The organism is Sulfurimonas lacustris (genome assembly GCF_059705355.1).
The window spans coordinates 119,485-141,401 of sequence record NZ_AP046125.1; the positions used below are offsets into that span (position 1 = coordinate 119,485).

General features: G+C 39.2%; 21 protein-coding genes. 10 read left to right on the plus strand and 11 right to left on the minus strand.

What is annotated here, in order from left to right:
* Positions 1–21 precede the first annotated feature (21 nt).
* From AC6H4V_RS00595 to AC6H4V_RS00635, 9 genes are all read left to right on the plus strand, one after another.
* Positions 22–537: a C40 family peptidase gene (locus AC6H4V_RS00595; RefSeq protein WP_497607076.1), complete on the plus strand. Its 516-nt coding sequence runs from the start codon at positions 22–24 to the stop codon at positions 535–537.
* 126 nt (positions 538–663) lie between these two features.
* Positions 664–1,086, plus strand: a complete 423-nt coding sequence (gene rplM / locus AC6H4V_RS00600) for a 50S ribosomal protein L13 (protein ID WP_497607077.1) — start codon at positions 664–666, stop codon at positions 1,084–1,086.
* Between the two features lie 11 nt (positions 1,087–1,097).
* Positions 1,098–1,487 carry a 30S ribosomal protein S9 gene (gene rpsI, locus AC6H4V_RS00605; RefSeq protein WP_497607078.1) on the plus strand — a complete coding sequence of 130 codons (390 nt, stop codon included), beginning with the start codon at positions 1,098–1,100 and terminating at the stop codon, positions 1,485–1,487.
* Between the two features lie 102 nt (positions 1,488–1,589).
* A complete protein-coding gene (locus AC6H4V_RS00610; RefSeq protein ID WP_497607079.1) occupies positions 1,590–3,086 on the plus strand; it encodes a peptide-binding protein in 1,497 nt (498 codons plus the stop codon).
* Position 3,087: 1 nt separating this feature from the next.
* Positions 3,088–3,738: an HAD family hydrolase gene (locus tag AC6H4V_RS00615; RefSeq protein ID WP_497607080.1), complete on the plus strand. Its 651-nt coding sequence runs from the start codon at positions 3,088–3,090 to the stop codon at positions 3,736–3,738.
* A gap of 84 nt (positions 3,739–3,822) precedes the next feature.
* Positions 3,823–4,380, plus strand: a complete 558-nt coding sequence (locus AC6H4V_RS00620; protein ID WP_497607081.1) for a pyruvate flavodoxin oxidoreductase subunit gamma — start codon at positions 3,823–3,825, stop codon at positions 4,378–4,380.
* Positions 4,381–4,390: 10 nt separating this feature from the next.
* On the plus strand, positions 4,391–4,786 hold the full coding sequence (locus tag AC6H4V_RS00625; protein ID WP_428728765.1) for a 4Fe-4S dicluster-binding protein: 396 nt from the start codon (positions 4,391–4,393) through the stop codon (positions 4,784–4,786).
* Positions 4,786–6,009 (plus strand): 2-oxoacid:ferredoxin oxidoreductase subunit alpha, encoded by a 1,224-nt coding sequence (locus AC6H4V_RS00630; protein WP_428728766.1) that lies wholly within the window; start codon positions 4,786–4,788, stop codon positions 6,007–6,009. Before AC6H4V_RS00625 ends, AC6H4V_RS00630 begins: the two co-directional genes overlap by 1 nt.
* Positions 6,010–6,019: 10 nt before the next feature.
* Entirely contained in the window at positions 6,020–6,976 is a 957-nt protein-coding gene (locus AC6H4V_RS00635) for a thiamine pyrophosphate-dependent enzyme (protein ID WP_428728767.1), read from the plus strand.
* A gap of 30 nt (positions 6,977–7,006) precedes the next feature.
* On the opposite strand, the gene AC6H4V_RS00640 is transcribed toward AC6H4V_RS00635, so the two are convergent.
* The 11 genes from AC6H4V_RS00640 to AC6H4V_RS00690 form a co-directional block, all read right to left on the minus strand.
* Entirely contained in the window at positions 7,007–9,994 is a 2,988-nt protein-coding gene (locus AC6H4V_RS00640; RefSeq protein WP_497607082.1) for an EAL domain-containing protein, read from the minus strand.
* Positions 9,995–10,172: 178 nt separating this feature from the next.
* The gene (locus AC6H4V_RS00645; protein ID WP_428728769.1) at positions 10,173–10,304 is read right to left on the minus strand and encodes a hypothetical protein; all 132 of its coding nucleotides are present in this window, start codon (positions 10,302–10,304) and stop codon (positions 10,173–10,175) included.
* Positions 10,305–10,500: 196 nt separating this feature from the next.
* Entirely contained in the window at positions 10,501–12,177 is a 1,677-nt protein-coding gene (locus tag AC6H4V_RS00650; protein ID WP_497607083.1) for an HD domain-containing protein, read from the minus strand.
* Positions 12,167–13,549, minus strand: a complete 1,383-nt coding sequence (locus tag AC6H4V_RS00655) for a PhoH family protein (RefSeq protein ID WP_497607084.1) — start codon at positions 13,547–13,549, stop codon at positions 12,167–12,169. The genes AC6H4V_RS00650 and AC6H4V_RS00655 overlap by 11 nt, the downstream gene beginning before the upstream one ends.
* Before the next feature lie 172 nt (positions 13,550–13,721).
* Positions 13,722–14,162, minus strand: coding sequence for a large conductance mechanosensitive channel protein MscL (gene mscL, locus AC6H4V_RS00660; protein WP_497607085.1), 441 nt, complete (start codon positions 14,160–14,162; stop codon positions 13,722–13,724).
* A 49-nt stretch (positions 14,163–14,211) separates the two neighbouring features.
* Positions 14,212–14,874 (minus strand): hypothetical protein, encoded by a 663-nt coding sequence (locus tag AC6H4V_RS00665; RefSeq protein ID WP_497607086.1) that lies wholly within the window; start codon positions 14,872–14,874, stop codon positions 14,212–14,214.
* Positions 14,875–14,953: 79 nt separating this feature from the next.
* Complete coding sequence (locus AC6H4V_RS00670) at positions 14,954–15,382, minus strand: hypothetical protein (protein WP_497607087.1); 429 nt, start codon at positions 15,380–15,382, stop codon at positions 14,954–14,956.
* Positions 15,379–17,001 (minus strand): YcaO-like family protein, encoded by a 1,623-nt coding sequence (locus tag AC6H4V_RS00675; RefSeq protein WP_497607088.1) that lies wholly within the window; start codon positions 16,999–17,001, stop codon positions 15,379–15,381. The genes AC6H4V_RS00670 and AC6H4V_RS00675 overlap by 4 nt, the downstream gene beginning before the upstream one ends.
* Positions 16,998–17,576 (minus strand): hypothetical protein, encoded by a 579-nt coding sequence (locus AC6H4V_RS00680; RefSeq protein ID WP_497607089.1) that lies wholly within the window; start codon positions 17,574–17,576, stop codon positions 16,998–17,000. Before AC6H4V_RS00680 ends, AC6H4V_RS00675 begins: the two co-directional genes overlap by 4 nt.
* Positions 17,573–19,462, minus strand: a complete 1,890-nt coding sequence (locus AC6H4V_RS00685; protein WP_497607090.1) for a TonB-dependent receptor plug domain-containing protein — start codon at positions 19,460–19,462, stop codon at positions 17,573–17,575. Before AC6H4V_RS00685 ends, AC6H4V_RS00680 begins: the two co-directional genes overlap by 4 nt.
* 31 nt (positions 19,463–19,493) lie before the next feature.
* Positions 19,494–19,823: a hypothetical protein gene (locus AC6H4V_RS00690; RefSeq protein WP_497607091.1), complete on the minus strand. Its 330-nt coding sequence runs from the start codon at positions 19,821–19,823 to the stop codon at positions 19,494–19,496.
* A 115-nt stretch (positions 19,824–19,938) separates the two neighbouring features.
* Here AC6H4V_RS00690 and AC6H4V_RS00695 point away from each other — a divergent pair, with 115 nt between their 5' ends.
* Positions 19,939–21,912, plus strand: a complete 1,974-nt coding sequence (locus AC6H4V_RS00695; protein WP_497607092.1) for a sensor domain-containing protein — start codon at positions 19,939–19,941, stop codon at positions 21,910–21,912.
* Positions 21,913–21,917 lie beyond the last annotated feature (5 nt).

The window sequence follows — 21,917 nt, forward strand, 5'->3', positions numbered from 1 at the left end:
TTTATAAAAAAGGGGTGGAGTGTGAAGAGTATATTTATCATTTTTTTTCTTCTATTTACCTCTTCACTCTTTGCTCAATCAAATGTTTCTTCAAAAATCCAAGCTCCTTATCTTATAGTTGATGAGACAAGTTCGATCCCATTACACCAAGTTTTAGCCAAGGCGGAGGAGTATTTAGGAACTCCGTATCAATTTGGAAATGAAAATGCAAAGCGTACAGATTGTTCTGGATTTACACAGCAGGTTTTTGGTCAGTTTGGTATTGAGCTTCCAAGATCTGCAAGTGAGCAGTCCAAATATGGCAAAAAGATAGATGTTAAAGATTTGCAAGTAGGTGATTTGCTTTTCTATCGTACCTATAAAAAAGGACCTTCGCACGTTGCTATTTATGCAGGAAATGGGCAGATAATCCATGCATCCTACAAGGCAAAGCGAGTTCAATATGATGCTTTTAATAAAAGATACTACAAACAGCGTTTTTTATATGCTAAGCGTATTGCTTTGAACGAACTAACCCCAACAGAAACACAAAACTAAATTCCTCCCCTTTAACCTTAAAAAAAGCATAAATTAAGTTATTTATAAGCTTAAGAAGATATACTTCCATCAATTAAACAAGCATTTTATATGTGATGTTAAGAAAATTACTTGAAAGGTTCAAGAATGAAATTTACGAAAATTGCTACTCCTGAACAAATCGATCAAAAATGGGTTTTGATTGATGCTGAAGGTAAAACTTTTGGTCGTATTATTACTGAAGTAGCAACAATACTTCGTGGTAAAAACAAGCCATGTTTTACTCCAAATATCGACTGTGGAGACTATGTTGTAATTGTGAACGCTTCTAAAGCAAAGTTCAACGGTCTTGGTAAAATAGCGAACAAAGAGTACTTCTCTTACTCTGGTTATTTTGGTAGTACAAAAAGTATCAAGATGACTGAGCTTTTAGAAAAAAATCCTGAGAAGCTTTACAAACTAGCTACTCGTGGTATGCTTCCTAAAACAAAGCTTGGCGCTAAAATGATTAAAAAATTAAAAATTTATGCAAGTGCTGAGCATCCTCACACTGCACAATTAGCTAAGTAAGGATAAACTATATGAAAAAAGTATATGCAACAGGACGCCGTAAGTCGTCAATAGCAAAAGTATGGTTAACTCCAGGTAATGGTAGTATGAGTATCAATGGTCTTTCATTAGACGCATGGTTAGGCGGACTTGAAGCAAAAAAACTTCGTGTAAAGCAGCCTTTGGCTCTAACAAAACAAGATGCTTCTGTTAATATCGTAGCTACTGTACTTGGTGGTGGTTTTGGTGGTCAAGCTGACGCTCTTCGCCATGGTATTTCTCGTGCATTAGTACGTTTTAACCCAGAGTTAAAAGCTATCCTTAAACCTGAAGGCATGATGACACGTGATTCACGTATCGTTGAGCGTAAAAAGCCAGGTAAGCGTAAAGCTCGTCGTTCTCGCCAGTTCTCTAAGCGTTAATCGTCTCAAGAACTTTTTTATCAGTGCTTTTTGCACTGGTATCTCCTCCTTTAAAATTTTCCTTCTGATAACTTTGCTATAATCACTAGAAAAAGAGTACTTTTGCGCTACTTCCTATTTCTGTTTTTATCATTACACCTTGTAGCTTCCACGCTCCATCTTGCAACTTCAACCAATCCATCAAGACTAAACCCCATCTTAGCAACCGATTCAAGTTCTTCAGAGATAGCGGGCTTTTTGTTCAACGGACTTGTAAAATATGACAAAAATTTATCGACCATTGTTGGCGATTTGGCAAAGAGTTTTTACTTTGAAGATGATAAAACACTTATTTTTAAACTACATGAAAACGTCAAGTGGCATGACGGCGAAAAAATGGGCGCAAGTGATGTTGTTTTTACATATAACGTACTTATATCATCAAAAATAAGTTCTCCTTACAGCGCCAATTTTCGTTTTGTACAGAGCGTGGAAGCAGTAGATGAACTCACAATAAGAGTAAAATATAAAGAGCCTTACTTTAAAGCGCTTGAGATTTGGATGATGGGTATCTTGCCCCAGCATCTGCTAAAAGATGAGCAAAATCTTATGAACTCCTCTTTTAACACAAAACCCATTGGCACGGGAGCATATAAACTGGCACAGCTAGAGCACTCCAAAAATATTTTACTTGAAGCATTTGATGGCTACTTTGAAGGGCGTACCAAGATTGATACCATCTCGTTTCATGTTATCGCAGACCCTATGACACGCTTTTTAATGCTCAAATCCGGTGTACTTGACGTTGGAAGTATTGAGCCGATGCAGTATGAAAGACAGCTAAATAGTGATTTTTTTGAGAAATTTAACATTTATGAAAATATCTCGCAATCCTACACCTATCTTGGTTTCAATCTACGCAACGAGAAGTTTCAAAATCCAAAAGTAAGAGAGGCTCTCTCTTTGGCAATCAACAGAGAAGAGCTGACAAATATCCTCTTTTTTAGCCATGCAAAGGTGTGCACGGGTCCATTTCTGCCAAACACACCGGCATTTAACGAAAATATAAAAGCACCAAAACAAAATATACAAAGAGCAAAAGAGCTTCTAAAAGAGGCAGGTTATGATGCAAAAAATCCTTTTACTTTTGAGATTGCAACCTCAAATTCTAGCGATATAAGACCCTACGCTGCACAGATTTTACAGCACCAGCTTAAAGAAGCAGGAGTGGTCGTAACACTTCGTGTGATGGAGTGGCAGGCATTTTTAAATATGGTGGTTTTTCCTCATAAGTTCGAGAGTGTACTTCTTGGATGGGGGCTCTCGCCAACACCTGACCCTTATATGTTTTGGCATAGTAAAAGTGATAAAAAAGGTGGATTTAATCTTGTTGGATATCACAATACAAAGATGGACGGGATGATTGAGGAGTCACAAAGCATGGTCGATAGCAAAGAGCTTGCTGCCTTGTGGAGGGAGATGTTTGCCATAATTACGGATGCAAATCCCTATCTTTTTTTGTTTATACCAAATTCTATCACAGCAGTTAACAAAAATATAAAACACATTGAGCCAGCCCCTAGCGGTATCTGGCATAACTATATAAAATGGGAGAAATAGTTTGATAATTTTATTTGATTTAGATGGTACGCTTATTGATTCGACCGAAGCGATTTTAGAGTCGTTTCATCACTCTTTAGCAGTACACAATCTTCCTTCTCAAAAGGATGCCAAGATAAAGGAGCTTATCGGGTATCCGCTTGATATTATGTATGGAAATTTGGGAATCAACGCTGTACATGTAGATGCCTTGATAGCGACATACAAAGAGCACTACAGAGATATTTCTAGAGAAAAAACTGAGCTTTTACAAAACGCCAAAGAGGCGGTATTGTTGGCAAAAGAGTTTGCGACTTTGGGGATTGTAACGACAAAAACAGGTTACTACTCCAGAGTGCTTATGGAATATTTTGGGTTAATGGAGCATTTTGATGTTTTGATAGGCAGAGAAGATGTTGAGCATCCAAAACCTCATGCAGAGCCAATTTTTAGGGCTTTAGAGAAATTAGAGAGCGCAAATAAAGAGATTTGGATGATTGGAGATACAAAGCTTGACTTGATTGCGGCAAAAAACGCAGACGTGAAATCTATTGGTGTTTTGAGCGGTTATGGTACGCACGAATCATTGAAAGAGTTTACAGATATGATATTTAATGATGCATTTGAGGCAATGAAGTATCTTCAAAAGAGAAAAAATAACACATTAGTCTAGGTTGGTAAAAAAGTAACACATATCAAGCTATCTTTAAGAGCAACTTGTCTAAAATAAGAGGCTAATAAGAGAAAAGGAGAGTTTATGCTAGAGATTAGATGGCATAGTCGTGCTGGACAAGGTGCTGTTACAGGTGCCAAAGGTTTGGCAGATGTTATTTCTACAACCGGTAAGCATGTGCAAGCGTTTGCGTTTTACGGATCCGCAAAACGAGGAGCGGCAATGACGGCTTACAACCGTGTAGATGATAAAGTGGTTATGAATCATGAAAAATATATGAGACCTGACTATGTCTTTGTTATTGACCCTGCTTTAGCGATGACTACAGATGTTACTATCAACCATAAAGAGAGTACAAAATACATTATTACCACTCACTTGAGCACTGAGGAGCTTGTAAAGGCGCAACCGAAGTTAGAGGGTAAAGAGGTTTATACTGTTGATTGTATCACTATCGCAAATGAGACTATCGGGCGTGCAATACCAAACACACCAATGCTTGGTGCATTTATGAAAGTTTCTGGAATGTATGACATTGAGTTTTTTAAAGAGAGCATGAAAAGAGTTCTTGGAAAACTGCCGCAAAAAATTATTGATGCTAATATGTTCGCTATTCAGCGTGCATACGATGAAGTAAAGTAAGGAACTGATTATGGCAAAAAAAGGTTGGGATGAGTTTGAAATCGGAGCTATGCTTCGTACATTCGACGGAAAGATAGATGATATCGCTGGAACAAGACAAGAGGATCGTGCATACTCACAAAACAGCTCATACACTGCAAGTGTTGCGGACTGGAGATTAATTAAGCCTGTATTTAACAAAGACTACTGTATTGACTGTCAGTTTTGTTGGATTTACTGTCCAGATGTCTCGATAGTTTCAAGAGATAAAAAACTAATCGGTGTCGATATGGATCACTGTAAAGGGTGTGGAATTTGTGTAGAAGTTTGTCCAACAAATCCAAAATCACTCTTAATGTTCCCAGAACAAGCAGATGAAGAGACAGAGATTGCTAATTGGCCTAAAAAAGATGAGGAGGAAGCGTAATGGCATTTGAAAAAATGGAACTAAAAGATATAGAAGTATGGGACGGAAACCGTGCAGCTGCTCAGGCACTTAGACAAGCTCAAGTAGATGTTGTTGCGGCATACCCGATTACGCCATCGACTCCTATCGTTGAAGGCTACGCACAGTTTACAGCTGATGGATATGTAGAAGGCGAGTTTGTTATGGTTGAATCAGAGCATGCGGCGATGAGCGCATGTATCGGTGCGGCGGCTGCTGGCGGACGTGTTGCAACTGCAACATCTTCTCAAGGCTTTGCACTTATGGTTGAGACACTCTACCAAGCTTCTGGTATGCGCTTGCCAATCGTACTCAATGTGGTAAACCGTGCACTTGCAGCACCTCTTAATGTAAATGGTGACCATTCAGATATGTATTTAGGTCGTGATAGTGGCTGGATTCAGTTTGATGCATACTGCCCACAAGAGGCGTATGACCTCAATCTTATCGCTTTTAAAGTAAGTGAAGACCATGATGTAAGACTTCCTGCGATGGTCAATCAAGATGGTTTTATGACATCACACACTGCGCAAGGTGTCCATACGCTTAGCGATGATGCGGCGTATGGTTTTGTAGGCGAATTTAAACCTATGAATGATATGCTTGACTTCGAACATCCAGTAACGCATGGTGTACAAACGGAAGAAGATTGGCACTTTGAGCATAAGGCACGCCAACACAACGACCTGATGACAAAAGTACATCCTAAGATAAACGCAGCGTTTGCAGAGTTTGAAAAACTCACAGGACGTAAGTACAATCTTGTTGAGAAGTACAATATGGATGATGCTGATGTTTGTGTTGTATGTCTTGGAACGTCTGTTGAAACTGCACGTGAAGTTGCTCTTGAGATGCGAGAACAAGGTATCAAGGCTGGCGTTGTCGGACTTCGTGTTATCCGTCCTTTCCCATTTATGGAAGTTGCAGAAGCGCTCAAGGGTATCAAAGCTATCGCAGCACTTGATAGATCATCTCCAAATGGTGCGGCAGGAATGCTCTTTAATGAAATAGCAGGATCGCTTTTCAATACTGATACAAAAGCACTTCTTTCTGGGTATATTTATGGACTTGGTGGACGCGACTTGACAAAAGCACATCTAACAGCACTCTATAAAGAGCTTCAAGCAAACGTTGATGCGGGCAAAGTAACTACTCCACTACAACAATTTATCGGTGTTCGTGGACCGAAACTAGCGTATTTATAAGGAGACGAGTGTGAGTGAAATAAAAAATATAAAAAACTTAAAAGAGTTTTCGACATCAGCTGACCGTTTTGAGGGTGCAAACCTTCTATGTCCAGGGTGTGCGCACTCTATCATTGTTCGTGAAGTTTTAAATGCAACAAATGATGATATGGTTCTCTCTGCTTCAACAGGTTGTCTTGAAGTTTGTACAGCAGTTTATCCATATACTTCATGGGATGCTTCTTGGATCCATATTGGATTTGAAAACAGCTCAACAGCAGTTGCTGGTGCTGAAACGATGCATAAAGTGTTAAAAAGAAAAGGGCGCCTAAAGCAACCAGATCGTAACCCTAAGTTTGTCTCTTTTGCTGGAGATGGTGCGTCTTATGACATCGGTTTTCAGTGGATTTCTGGATGTATGGAGCGCGGACATAATATTATGCACGTTGTTCTTGACAATGAAGTCTATGCAAATACAGGTGGTCAGAGATCATCTTCTACACCGATAGGTTCTTCTGCAACAACTTCTCCTGCTGGAAAAGTAAGTTATGGGGAGAAGAAAAACAAAAAAGATTTGATGGGCATTATGGCTGCACATGGCATCCCGTATGCAGCGCAAGTTTCTCCAAACAAGTGGAAAGATATGGTAAAGAAGATTCAGCACGGTTTTTCTGTTGAAGGACCTGTATTTATCAATGCTGTTTCTCCATGTACAACAGAGTGGAAATTTGACCCTAAAGATACGATGCACTTAGCAGATTTGGCGACAGATACGCTTGTTTTTCCTCTTTATGAGATTATCGATGGTAGAGAGCTTAATATCACTTATAGACCGAAAAACGTTATTCCAGTTGAGGAATATCTCGCTGCTCAAGGACGTTTCAAACACCTCTTTAAAGATGAGTATAAATACTTAATCAAAGAGTGGCAAGAACGTGTAGATGCTCAGTGGGCATACCTACAACGTCGTGAGGAATCTCGCGTATAATTCTCTTTTTTGGCATTTTGCCAAAAAAGATTATAACTCTTTTTTTGCTTCTGAAAAATAGTATCCTTGTGAATAATCAACTCCAATACTCTTTACAATCTCAAATATCTCTTCGTTTTCTACAAACTCTGCAACTGTTTTCATTCCTAGTTTTTTAGAAAAATCAACAATGGTTGAAACGATAAGAAGTGCATTTTTATCTTTGTTAAGGTTTTTTATGAGTGAACCGTCAATCTTGAGATAATCTGCCTGCATCTTGATAAGGTACTCAAAATTGCTATAGCCTGTTCCAAAATCATCGATTGCGATTTTGCAGTTATATTTTTTCGCTTCACGGATAAAGTCGGTGATACCATCGAAATTATCTATAGATTCAGACTCTACAATCTCAAAAATAACTCTTGAGCCGATACCGTACTCTTGGAGCATTTGAAGGATGTAGGAAGTTGTTTGCGGCTCTAAAATATCTAAAATAGAGAGATTGATGGAGAAGTGTATATCTTTGTCTTTAAAGAGCTCAAATGCTTGGTATATGACCGCTCTTGTAATATCTGCATACTGGCGTGTCTGTTTTGCAACGCTTAAGAAGTGCACGGGAGAGATTGCCTTAGAGTCCTCAACGATTCTCACCAAGCACTCGTACTTGTTTTTTTGAAGTGTTGCATTGTCGATAATAGGCTGATAATAAGCTTGCAGATTCCCCTCTTTGATAGCGTGTGAGAGTTTTCTTGTCCATCGGATGTTTTCTTTGTATTGTTGCTCTAGTGAGATTTCTGGTGTGTAGAGAAGGTAGTCGATATTGCTTTTTTTGGCGATTTTAAGTGCCATATTTGCTGTTGCAAGAAGTGACTCTTTTGGCTCACATGAGAGACCAGCACTACAAGAGAGAAGAATCTCTTCATTGCGGACATAAAATTTCTTTTTGATAAGCTCCAAAACAGCCTTTGTTTTCTCAACAAGCAGCTCTTTGGAGTAGTCCACAGCCAAGGCGATAAACTCATCTCCTTGAAGTCTGTAAAATCTGAAATTTTTGTCATGTGAGATAAATTCATAAATCTTATCTGCAGTAGATTTGATAACCAAATCACCAAAATCATGTCCGTAAAAATCATTGATTTGTCTAAAGTTATCTATGTTAAAGATGACGATAGAGAGATTTTCCAACCTTTGCATATCGTTGTTTAGTCGGAACCTATTGCCACATCCTGTGAGAGAGTCTGTATTTGCAGCACGCTCAAACTCTTCTCTATGACGCATAATCTCTGTAATGTCAAAACGTATTTGGAAATACTCAATAATGTTGCCATCAAGACTTTTGATAGGAACAATCGTTGTTTTTGTCCAAAAAACCTCTCCTGTTTTTGCTCTATTTTTGATGATGCCATCCCAAAGAGATGAGTGGTTTGCAACATGCTCTTGCGGCGCAATGATAAAATTGAAATTTTCTCCTACAAGCTCTTCTTGGCTAAAGTGGCTTATTTGTAAAAACTTTTCATTTGCATAAGTGATAACACCATGAACATCTGTTCTTAGCAGAATAGTGCTTGAATCAATCGCCTTTTCATACTCTTTGGAGAGGTGCATCGAGCAGTTAAAGTTGTTGGTTGATATCTTGAGCTGGTCTTCAAAATACTTTGTAATCTCTTTTTGGGCTGTTATGTCGGTGCGCATAGCGATATACTCGATGATATCGCCCTCTTTAGAGATAATGGGGCTGATAATGGCTTTGAGCCAATGTGTTGTGCCATCTTTTGAGAGGTTTTTTACCTCTCCTACCCATGGTTGTTTTAAATCTTTGATAGTGTGCCATAGAGCGGCAAATGTTTCTGGGGATGAGGTAGGATGCTTGACAACGTTATGTGTATGTCCAAGAAGCTCCTCTTTTGTGTAACCGCTTAGTTTGCAAAACTCATCATTGACATAGGTGATGATTCCGTTTGCATCTGTTTTTGAGACGATGAAGCCTCCATCTACGGTTGCTTTATACTGCTCTAAAAGAAGAAGAGAACTATCATATTCGCCCTCAAGAACGGTTGCAGAGAAGAGAATCTTTCTTGTGATAGCAAGGAGCAAAAAGGTGACAACAATTGCTGAGATAGCCAAAAAGAGCAGCAGGGTCATAAGTTTGTATGAGGTGGAGTCTAGTTTTTCATTGATAAGCGTATAAACGGTAGCAAAAAGATGGTCCTCTACCTTTTTGAGCGAATCTATACTATGTGTCGCACTCTCAAACCATAGAGCGCTAGAGAGAGTAGCAAGACTCTCTTGTCTTTTGCTTAGAACAATATCTATCATTTCAAGAGAGTTTTGTACTTCTTTGCCTACAAAAGTTTTTTCATAAAAGTGAAGCATCTTTGGGTCTGCGGTAAGTTTAAAATTTTGGGTCTCAAGATGATAGATACTGAGATACTCCATTAAGTGTGAAAAGCTCTCTTCTGAAAAATCTTTATCTGAGAGAATTTGTGTGACAAGCGCTCTGATCTCTCCAAAGAACTCTTTTGCTTGGGAGAGATGGCTGTAGGATTGGATATGGTTTCGATTTGTCTTCTCATCTATAGAGGAGGGGATGATTTTGATGAGGCTTAAAAGCGCTGCTATGTTTTTGGTGTAGTACTCTCGTACCTGATTGGTCGTTTGCTTAGGTAACTGGAGTTGCTCCCTTTGCAGTAAGCTATCAAGAAGCGTGATGGAGTCGTTGTTTATGCAGGTTTTGCAGGAGGTAAAACGGCTTCTTAACTCTTTTATGGAAACATCTGAGGCTTTACGAATCTCTAAAAGCTCTTTGAGTTTTACATCGCTTTTTGCATCTGAGACAATCTGAGTTGTAACTCCTCGCTCAATTTGCAAAAGATGCACAACGCGTGAGATACCCTCTGCTTCCAAAATATGGTGTTTGGAGAACTCTAAATTTTTCTTCTCATCCATGATGTTTGAGATAAAAGTGAGTGAAAAACCTATAACAAAAAAGAGGGGAATTACTAAGAGAATAAGTAATTTTAATTTTAGATCCAATTTCATTTTATAATGCCTAAATTGTTTATTTTTTGATGTGAGTAACGAAAGCTATTTTAGCATAATTGGGGGTTAAAATGAGATAAAATTGTCACAAATTAGTTTTTTTGTAAGGGAAGTTGAGAAAATAGAGAAAAAAAAGAAGCTCCATCCAAAGGAGTGGATGGAGTGCAGAGGTAAAAGCCTAGTAAATTTCTTGGCTTGGGTGGTTAGGTTTGTTTGTTTCAACAGTCCCGTTGTTTGTATCGTATGTTACGACTGTATCAGCCCCAAGAGCACCTAAAGTTAATGCGATTAGTAAAATCAATGTTTTCATTGTGTATCCTTTTTTGTTAAGAGAGCGTTACCCTCTAGTTTGATAAGCCACTTTGGCAACATATCTTTTCTTGTGTTCAAGAGAAGATAACTTTTAAATCGGAGAAATTTTATCCGATTTTACTTTTAGGCATTATAGAGTTTTTAAAGTAGGTGTTTTCTTTAAGCTTTCTTTTTGTTCTCTCCTTGTTTTGGTGTCATGGTTTCCACTGGGTATTTTTCTCAAAAACTAAAAGCAATATCTCCCTTAGGCTCTCAATCATCTGCGGACTTAGCTCTTTTTTGTTGCAGTAGAGAAAAAAGGGAACGGTGTTGAGCATAGACTTTTTAAGTCTTTTTCTAAGCGTTGAGACTTCATCGATGGGGATGAGATTTTTACTGCCATAAAGAGAGAAATCTTTTGAAATACCGAGGTTAAAAGAGACGATTTGAAAAGCAAAAGCGACATTTTTTCCACTCTCATAGTGCATTACAAAGTTTTGGAGCGAATTTCTCAAGATAGAGAGTTTCGCTTTGCTGATGTAGCCAAAACTTTCACGAAATTGGTACTTTTGTGTCATGCTAAAGCCTAAAACATCATAAAAATCATTGAGATTTTTCCAAAGAGAGTGGAAGTATTTTTTGCCAAAGAGCACCTCTTCGTAAATCATAAGCATCTTTTTCGTCTCTTTTTCTTTGGAGTATTTGAGCACAAAATACTCCTCCTTAAAGAGTGAAATAAGCCAGTTTTCATCAAGCAGACTGATGGTGTCTAGCCTCTTTTGGTTTGACGCGGCATCCAAAAAACTCCACAACATGGATATGTCGTTTCGTTTGGCTTTTGTTTTTTTCCTGAAGTGCTCCTCGGCAAGATATAGGATAAGATTTTCAAGCATGGCATCTTTTTTTGCTATCTCATGGTTGAAAATTACCTTTTTGTAGAGGTTAAAACGCATCTCAAGCATATGTTCGATATCTAAAATGGCACCCTCAAAAAAACTAACCCTGAATTCCTGGTTTTTAAGGCTCAAAACACTCTGTTTTGCTATGCGCAGCAAATCAACCGCTCCGCCGATGTAGCCGCTTGCAAGCATGTCTCGGTTGATATAGTCAAGTCTGTCTGCATCAATGGTTGCGTCGATGAAAGAGTGAAGCACGCCAAAATCAAACCCGCCAAATGAGGCATCTTGGAGGATGTAGTCAACGACTTTGTAAACAAGTGCGATGTACTCTCTCTCGCTCTCTTTAGTAAAATCTTGGAGTATCTCATAGTCAAGGAGCATTTTTGTAAACTCTACGCCCATCGCTTCATGGAGCACTTGAGTGTTTTTTTCTGTAAGCTTTTCGTAAAAATCCAAAAATTTCTGCTCTTTTGGGTTGCACTCTTCTTGGAGCGAGAGCTTTTCGTAGAGGCTCTGCATCGCATACTCGCTTTGATGTGAAAATGGCAAATGCCCAGCGTCATGGAGTAGCCCTACAAGTCGGAGCGCTTGGAGTGAGATAAGATAGGCATACTTCTCTTTGGCGTTTTTGAGCGGGATAAGAAACTGGTAGAGTGTATCATCTTCGAAAAGTTCACACTTTTTTATCTTGCTTTTTATAGAGAGTTCATCTTCGATTTTGAGGATAACTTTGTATAAGTCTTTTAAAAAAAAGGAGCGAACATCACTTTTTGCGTTTAAAAGCGCACCTTTGTACATATGAGAAGCAAGGTGCATCGTCCCCAAAGAGTGAATATATCTTTTGGTGTTGATGGAGGGAAAAGCAAAGTAGGCAAGCGCATTTTGCGTGATAAACTGGAGACGGCTTAAAATCTTGGTTTGAAGGACTTTGCCCTCAAACTTTGTGTATTCGATATGACTGTAAATGGTGTCGTTGATAAATCTATTTGTCATTAGTCTTTTCAAATACTCGTTCGCTAAACTCCGCAAACTTCCCTCGCACTGCTTTTTCAAGTTCTATGGCAAACATACTAAGTTCAGGATGTTTTGCTCTTGTCTGTTTGAGAAGTGTTGTCAAACCGTTGTTGTATTTGTTTAAGTAAAGGTTGTCAATCTGTCTGTTTGAGCCGATAACCACCGCCATGCAGGTCTCATCAAGTCGTGAGAGGATAAGCTGTGTTGTCTTTTCACTGCTGTTTTGCCACTCGTCCATGATAACGATAGCCTCGCTGAGCGTTCGCCCTCTTGCTTCTCCTGGCCAGAGTGTTTGGACGTCGTATCGCGCCATTAGCTCTTCTGTTTTGGAGCGGATGGATTCGGGATTTTCTGCATTTACCCCTTTTTTGAGTCGTTTTTTGGCTATGAACTCCATGGTGTCACTCAGTGCCATATTGTAGATGCGAAACTTCTCGTCATTTCCCGACAAAAAGCCCACTTCAGCTCCTCTGTCGATGGACTCAATGGAGTTTCGTACATAGACTATCTTGTCATAAAGCCCCTTGTCTATAAGGCGCATTGCCGCCACAAAAGACATAAGTGTCTTGCCGCTTCCCGCTTTTGCGTCGATAACGAGGAGGTTATAGACATTTTCGATGATGGCTTTAACAAAAAATTTCTGTTTTAGATTTGCAGGTTTGACGGCAAGAGGATAAAAATCGCTCTCATCCATGACCAAAACTCTCTCATTCGCAACGATGCCATATGCACTATTCCCGTCACTTGACTCAAATGTGTAGCAAAAGTTCTCGGGTGTATATGTCTCATCTATCTCTTTGATGTTTTGGAGATTGAGGTTGTTAAAAAAGATAGACTCAAGCGGTGCGCTTTTTACAAAGGAGAAGTCTGGAACTTCGCTTTTATCGTCATTGAGTGTTTGGGTTTTTATGTTTTTGAAGAGTGCAAATGTTCGTGCATAGATGTCAATGGAGATAAAGATGACCTTTTGCCCTTTGTAATAGTCTCTTGCAACCTCCGCAACCTCGATGATGCGCTTGTCATTGCTCTCGGAGATATGGTGCTGTTCTATCTGGGTGTCGTAGCTGTCTTTTGAGATGATGTGAAGGATGATGTCGCCCTTATAGAGCTTGACAACTTTATAGTTTGACTTGTAATCTATCTCTTTGATTTTGGTGGAGGCTAAAAATCTGGCAAACTCTCTTGAGTAGTAACCAAGTTCGTTTGGGAGTTTCTTTTTGTCTTCAAGTTCAAGCAGTACCGTTTCAGGTACTACGACTATGTTAGAACCATTATCGCTTAGGGTCTCTATATTTTGCACATTTTGCAAAATAATGTTGGTGTCTATGACATAAACTTTATCTTTTTTCATGCCAAAATAATAGAAGATGTTTATTACGGCATGATTACTTTAGCGGACTTCTTTCACAGCCTAGATCCTGAATCAAGTTCAGGATGACGTCCAACTGTCATTCCAAGCTTGACTTGGAATCTAATTTTTAGGTTATAGAAGAAGTCCAGTTAAAAACCGCCTAAAAAGGCGGTTATAAGTGTGTATTCCCACAATAAGGGCATTTTTTTGCGGCTACGGGGATGCTCATCGCACACTCATCACAGATTTTCTCAGCAGGCGGTGGCGGTGGCGGGACTTCCTCTTTTGCTCTAAGTGTGTTGTAGCTCTTTACAAGCATAAACATAACTGTTCCCAAGATTAAAAAAGAGATAGTATCGTTGACAAAAACACCTATTTTGATAGCAGGTGCACCTGCTTTTTCAAGGTCTGCGAGTGTGTTGTAGCTGTTACCGTCCAGTGCCAAAAATAGGTTTGAGAAATCAACTTTGCCAAGCAACATACCCACAGGCGGCATGATAATGTTTTTTACAAGCGACTGCACAAGCGTGGCAAACGCCGCACCAAAGATAAAACCAACCGCCATATCGACCATGTTTCCCTTGATGAGAAACTTTTTAAACTCTTCTAACATTGCACACTCCTATTCTTTTGCGTTATGATGTTATTGTACACTCTTTTATCTAGGGCTTCAATAAAGAGTTTATGTTCTCTTCTAGCTGAGATGTAAAATTGATGCGTTTTGCTGCAACTAACTCATGTTTAGGTATTGCGTAATTTCCAGTTGAAGATTCAATCATGACAACATCATTTTGTTTTCTAAAAAATGACATTTTTTGAACATCATAAATATGTAAATTTTCAAGCACTAATTGAGGACTGTTTTTATGTATTTTTGCTAAATCTTGCTTTGGCACGATTGTTTGCTGTGCTGGCATTTGTGGTGTGTTTTTTGCATACTTTGGTTCATCTATTTGAAATTGCTCAGTCTTTGATGGGTCTGTATAAACATATCTATCGCAATATCCTGTTTGGTACAACATTTCTATGCCCCATTTTTTTTGGTAACACGCTACACCCAGTGTTTTAGACTTTACCTCTAAAGCTTGTTTTTCATCAATCTTTTCATATATTAAGGCTTTTTCATAAGTGTTTAATTCATTGATTTTTGAACATGGATGGTTCTTGTCGCTCATGCTATAGTTTTTATAATAGTCTCGATTTATTCTTAAATAATGGTCTCTATATTCTGAGTACATAGAAGAACAATTTTTAAGTCTCCAACTATAATGCCCTTCCCCATGAACAAATGACAAAAAGACAAAAAATAATATGAATAATTTCATAAGTTAACCTCTTTTTTTAAAATGTACTATTATGTCAGATAATTTTTTAACAAATAATAAATTTCATAGATTTTTTATGTTATTTTTTATCGTTTTTACACCCTTTCATAACTTTTTTCCAATCAAAATCAAAATTTTTGCTGATGTACGCTTTGTGGTGTGGTACGGTGCATTTTGAGCAGTCTTGATGTACTGCGCCGCCGTATCCGATGGTTGAACCGTTGTTGATTTCACAGCGACTGAGTATCTTTATGTCGTTGTATGTGCCAAGACCGTTGTCGTTAAATCTGAAGTTTGGGCATCCGCATAAGTAGCAGTTTAACTCTCGCATGTCATGGCATTTTTTGCCCATTTTGTAGAGTGGGCAGAAGTTGTTCTCCTCTTTGGCCATGTTTTCATACGCAAAATAGTCGATGATTTGCTCTTGCGTCAAACCTTTTGCTACAAGTTTTTCTATTATCTTTTGATGTTTTTGGGCGTGTTGCTCAAACCACTCTTCATAGCTCATCGTAACATATTCTCTTTTTTAACGCTAAGTTTGTCGTACATCGCTAACATGTTAGTGTAGTCGTTATGGAGTGTTATATCTATCAAGAAATCTTCACCTGCCAAAATAGCGGCTGCTTTTGTAACGGCACTTTGCGTGAAAATGGCACAAAGCCCCTCTTCATACTCCTCAAAATCAAGCCCCTCATCCTCCATGCACATCAGCTCTGCAACGACCCGTGCTAGTTTGTTAGACCCAAGTTCGAGAAGCTCCTGTGCGAGTTCTCTCTCATCCAAAAGAAGGTATGTTTGCGCTTTAAACTCTGCCATGGTAAAAGGCTCATCGAAAAGAACTCCTATATATTTTCCAACATCAAGTGAGGCATCAAGAGGCTCTATGGCATCTAAGATGTCCTCCGCATCATAGTCGCCAAAGTTCAAAACCATATCACGGATGGCTTTGCCGCTGTTTTTGTTGTTATAGATGAGGTCTTCTATGGGGTAAACCTCTGAGAGGCTGGGGATGAGAATCTGGCATGCGTAAAACCCGAGATAGTCATACTCTCTTATATATATCTGCTTCTCTAGCTCTTTTGCGATAGCGACTAAAAAATCAAACTCTTTTTCTCTTGAGTCTCCCTCGTACTGCCATGGCGCAAACTCAAAACTCTTTTTTGCACTCAAAAATCCAAATCCGAGTTTTCCGTTGGAATCGACAAAATGTGACTCAAGATTGAAACTATCAGCAACGATGCTCATGTCAAATGTCGGTGTCTCAAACCCATCCAAACTATCCAAATCCCGTCCCTGCATAAGCTCAGTCATGGTTCTCTCCAAAGAGACTTCTAGGATGGGATGCGCTCCAAAAGAGACAAAAAGCGTTGCATTTTTTGGGTTGATAAGTGAGATGGCAGTGACGGGAAACTTCCCGCCGAGTGAAGCATCAAGCACCTCAACGATGTAGCCTCTCTCTCTTAGTGCCGTTACATCGGCATAAACTTTTTCAAATGATGCAAGAACTTCATGTGGAAAATGGGGGAGGGCGTAACCGTTTTTGATGATTTGAAGTTTTGCATAACGCTCGTAAATCTCGCTAAGTGCTTGGATAAGTGCTTCTTTTTTGGAGTTGCCCGCCGCTAAACCGTTGCTAACATAGAGGTTGTTTAAGATATTGATAGGGAAATAGATTTTTTCGCCATCTTCTAACAGTTCAAAGGGCAGAGCAACGATTTTGTCCTCATGGTCACTGTTAAAATCAACCAAATCTTCATCGCTAAGTTCGCCCTCTGGGTCGTAAATGTTAAGCAGTTCATCATCCAAAAAATCCCCGCCAAACTCAAAAGCGACTTCATCAGGGTAATGTTTGCGTGAGGGAAGATAAAAATCGCTAAAAAAATTGTTGGTTTGCAGTCTCTCTATGTATTCGCCAAGTGCGCTGGCGATGGAGGCTTCGCTTGAAATCCCCTTGCCGTTTGAGTAGATATGCTCAGGTGCTTCGGTGGAGGCAAGATTTAGGGAATAACAGTTTGTTAGCGGATGTTTTGTTTGTGAAAAAATGGTTTTGCACCCCACATCCTCAAGCACTTTTTGCATCTTAGCGATGGACTCTTCTAGCGGAGCGGTTTTTGATAGTAGGTTCATTCTTTATTCCTTTTGAACGATTTTACCAAAAAATAGAGAATCAGCATCTGCACAAAGAGAAGCAAAAAGTGCATAGCGTAAACCTGCTCCTCTTTGTTAGCAATAGCAAAAGCCACCTCCAAAAACTGGTAAAAAAGGTAAGAGAGCAACATTCCTGCTAGATACCCTTTTTGCTTTGTCACATCTACTAAAGAGAGCAACATGCTTTTTTTGAGAAAAAGTGTCTCCGCACGCATGAGGTAAGAGCCAAAAATAAAGGTGAATTGGTAAGAGGCATAGAACAAAAACGCACTTGTATAGCTGTAGGAGAAGAGCAAAAAGTACAAAACCGCTAGAAGTATCACTGCCTCCACAAGTGCGAGGATGACAAAAAAGTAGCCAAGCGTGAGTATCTTATGGTAAAGCTTCGCCACAAAAAGCATCCCAAGAGCCAAAACAATCCCGCCCAAACTATAGACGGACGGCTCAAGCGGAGCGTAAAGCGTAAAGATACTCCCAACCGAAATGCCCAAAAAAAGGGAGTTTAGGAACTTGTAGTGGAGGAAGCTTCTGAGGGCGATTTTTTGGATTATCAAATTTTTAGCCTAAACCCTGCGATTGCAGTAGTTGTAAAGTTTACAGGATATATAGCGTCATCCCTTGTCCATAAACCATTTTTTTGATTAAAGAGATTGTTCACTTTGGCAAAAAGTTCTAAGCTGTCTTTTGTATAGGTTATAGATATATCAGTGCTTTTGTAAGCATCCTGTTTTTGCGTAAAACTGTTTGAGAAGTCATCTGCGGCGTATGCTTCTGAGCGATATACCTGTGTAAGCGCAAAAACAGTATTTTTGTTTGGTAGATAACTAAGTGTCGCTTTGATGTTATGGTCTGAAACACCTGGTAAATTATTGCCAGAATAGTTCTCTTCCTCATCAATAATGGCTCTGACATAGTTATAGTTGAGCGCAACATTGAATTCATCTGTCACTAGCCATTTGTCGTAAATATCCAAGCCGTATTTGTAAGATTTGTCAATATTGGTATTTGTCCAAGTTGTTGGATTGAGATAAATTTCATCTTTTAAATCAATGTAAAAAAGAGAGATTTTGAACTTGTTTTTTGGCTTTATATTGTTGTAGCCAAGTGTATAGTTGTGGGACTGAGAAGGTTTTACATAGCCCATGAAATCTCCCGTAAGCCAGTTAAATAGCCTATCTAAGCTCGAAGATTGATATGAGTGAGCATAGTTTGTAAAAAGAGACTGCTCTTTATCAAGCATATAGTTGTATCCCAGTTCAACACCGTGAAGTTTGTCCTCTTGATCATCTCCTGTTTTACTCTCAAAAGAGATATCTTCGTATCTGTAACCTGCTTTTAAAGTGCTTCTGCCAAAATAGAACTCGCTCATAAAAAAAAGTGCATTATTTACCTTTGTAAGGTCGTTGTTTGTATTTACGAGATTGCCGTCAAATCTCTCATAACCAACGGTAAAACTAAACAAATCATCAACATAATCAACCGTTGACTTAAAAGAGTTGTAGTCATAATCGGTAGTTGATTTATTGTTCCAAAATGGACTTTGGTAGTCTTGGATGGACTCTTTTTTTTCACGGCTACCATCTATATTTAGAGAGATTTTGTCATTAAAACGATAGCTTATTCCCAAGTTTAACGCATCGGTATCATACCATTGTTCAGTAAGTGTGCTTCCTGTTTGCTTTGGATTTTCATTGTATGCATCAAGCGTTAAAGAACTCGTATAGAGTACATCAGTTCTTGCAAATGAGGCACCCACTCTTAACTCTAGTTCTTCAACTGGAAGATAGGAGAGATTGAATGTTCCTGTTGTCAAAGAGTTTTCATCCTTGTCGCCACCACTGTTGATATTGCGAATCCCATTGCTTTTTTGTGCTTCACCACTTGCTGAGGCAGAGAGTTTTTCATCGCTGTGACCGAGGTAAAAAGAGCCATCGGCAGTGCCGTGTGTTCCCATATAAACAGCTACCTCTTTGGCACTTTTTTTCTTTGTTGTGATGTTGATTGCGCCTGCATTTGCTCCATCACCGCCTACAACAATACCACTAGATTTTATAATCTCTAGTCTCTCTATAGAAGCTGGAGAGATGGCGCTAAGAAGAGGTGGAACCATGTCGATGTTATTGATTTTTCTGCCATCTATAGTTATGACTATGTTTTGATAGCCATCCCCAATCCCATAGCCTCTCATGTCAAGTTTTTGCGTGAAAGGATTTCCGTAAGAGGGCATAGTTATCACTGAAGTTTGCTGATTTAAAAACTCATAGATATTTTGCACATGTGCTTTTTCTATCTCCTCGGCAGTGTATATTTCAACAGCATCGGTTGCTCTCAGTTCGTCTGTTTTGATAGCGGTTGAAGTTACGCTAAGGGGCTCTAGCTCAATATTTTGAGCGACTAATACGCTTGAAGCAAGCAGTGATAAAAGTATCTTTTTTTTCATCTTTTTTCCATATTTTAAATTTTTTTGTCGGTTAAAAGTGCAAATATGGCGGAGAGATGGCGTTGTTGAGGTTTTGAAAATAGTTTAAAAAGTAGTTTTGCGCAGGGTGGAGCAGAAGGGTTTTTCGTGTGCGTTTAAAATAGTAACAGTTGCAATGGCAAGGTTTTGCGGAGAGTTCAAGCAGAGCAAGCGAGGCGGCGGCTTCTTCTTCAAGCTCCTCATTTTCATCATCGCCTAAAAAATGAAACAGATGAAAACTCTCTACTCGTGAGGTGATGGCATGCAGCGTTACTTGGTTTGAAGTTGCGGTTATCGCACGCAAAGTAAAGTAGTTTTTGCCAAAGCCTTTTGGAAGTTTCACGGGTGTCTCGTATGTTTATTTTTGAAAGTATAACGAGATTTTTTTGCAGCCTTTCTCTTTTTTTGGACAATCTTGTATGATGTCTGTGAAAAGTTCTCACACAAGGATAGATTCCGTGCACTTCAAATACTCGACATGCAACAGGGGTGCTTTTGCTATCTCTTTGCTCTATTTTATTGCAGCGGCGTTATGGATAGTTGTCTCGGACTATGCGGTGGGGCTTGTGATTAGCAATGCGGGTGAAGCTGTTATGGTGGGGATGTATAAGGGCATCTTTTTTGTTGTGGCGACAACGCTGATATTGTACTTTTTGACCTATAAATTTTTTACTGCTATGAAGGTGCAGTATGATAAAAATTTAGAACATATTGCAAAAAATCAAGAGATGAAAGCATCCTTGAAAATCTCCCAAAGTGAACTCTCCAAGTATGATATGCTCTTAAACAGCATCCTCAACAGCTCTCCAGATGCCATATTTGCAAAAAATTTGGATGGAAAGTACATTCTCTTTAACAAAGGTGCAGTAGAAGTAACGCATTTGGGTCAAGAAGAGGCGATTGGTATGGATGACGATGCTGTTTTTGAACCTAAAACGGCAGATATGATTAGAGAAATCGATAAAAAAGTTATAGCAAACAAAGAGATTATAACCTTTGAAGAGGCGACACTTGACAAAAATGGTAAAGAGAGAATTTTTTTGGCTACAAAAGGTGCTCTTTTGGACAAAAATGGTGAAGCTTTTGGTGTTTTTGGCATATCCAGAGACATAACAAATCAAAAAGAGTATGAACGCTTTTTGGAAGAGTCAAAAGAGAAGTTTTACAACCTCTCCCATCTTGATACGATTACAAAACTACCAAACAGACTGCATATTAGCGAATTTTTGGTAGAAAAATGCTCCCAAAATACCCCATTTTGTCTCGTGCTTCTTGATTTGGATGAGTTTAAAATCGTCAATGATTCTTACGGTCACCGTTTTGGGGACAAACTGCTCACAGAGGTTTCCAAGCTTCTTGAAGAAGTTTTTGATGCTAGTGCATTTATAGCGAGAATGGGTGGAGATGAGTTTGCTATAGCACTCAACCAGAGTGACAAAAGTGAGATAGAGAAGTTGATGCAAAAACTGCATCGTAGATTTGAGCACCCTTTTAAAATAGAGATGATAGACATCTACATCACCGCAAGTTCTGGGATTTGTCTCTACCCAGATGATGCGCAAAATATGGAAGAGATGTATCAGGCTGCCGATACCGCGATGTATAATGCCAAGAAGGTAGAGAAAAATAACTTTAGCTTTTATGACGCTATGTTTAAAAAAGAGGCGGTTGCCTATACGCAGATGGTTACAAGCCTTAAACAAGCTGTTGAAAATGGCGAACTTGAGCTCTACTTTCAACCTCAAAATGAACCAAAAAGTGGAAATATAGTCGGTATTGAGGCACTGTTGCGATGGAGGCATCAAGAGAGGATGATACCGCCCGATGTATTCATACCGCTTGCGGAAAAAAGCGGACTGATAGTTGAAATAGGAAATTTTGTGCTTCACTCTGCCCTTAAAACAGTCAAAGAGTGGCGTACGCTAAAAATCTTAAAAAGTAAAATCGCTATCAATATTTCAGCACGCCAACTCACCCATCTTGATTTTATCGACACGCTCAAAGGAATGCTTAAAGAGAGCGGATGCGAAGCCTCATGGATAGAGCTTGAGATCACAGAGAGTTCTGTTTTACAAAATCCTCAACTTGTCATCCACCTCCTAGAAGAGCTAAGAGCGATGGGTTTTCATATCTCCATGGATGATTTTGGCACGGGTTACTCTTCACTCTCCTATCTCAAAAACCTACCTATAGATAAGCTCAAAATCGACAGATCTTTTATCATCAACATAACAGAACAGCCAAAAAACCAGATAATCGTCAAAACCATTATCTTTCTAGCAAAAGAGCTCGGCATACACATACTAGCAGAGGGCGTAGAAACCAATGAGGAGCAGGGCTTTTTGCTACAAAACAACATAGACTCCATCCAAGGCTACTACTACTCCAAACCGTTGCCCCATAGCGATATGGAGAAGCTGCTGCGACTGTAATTGCC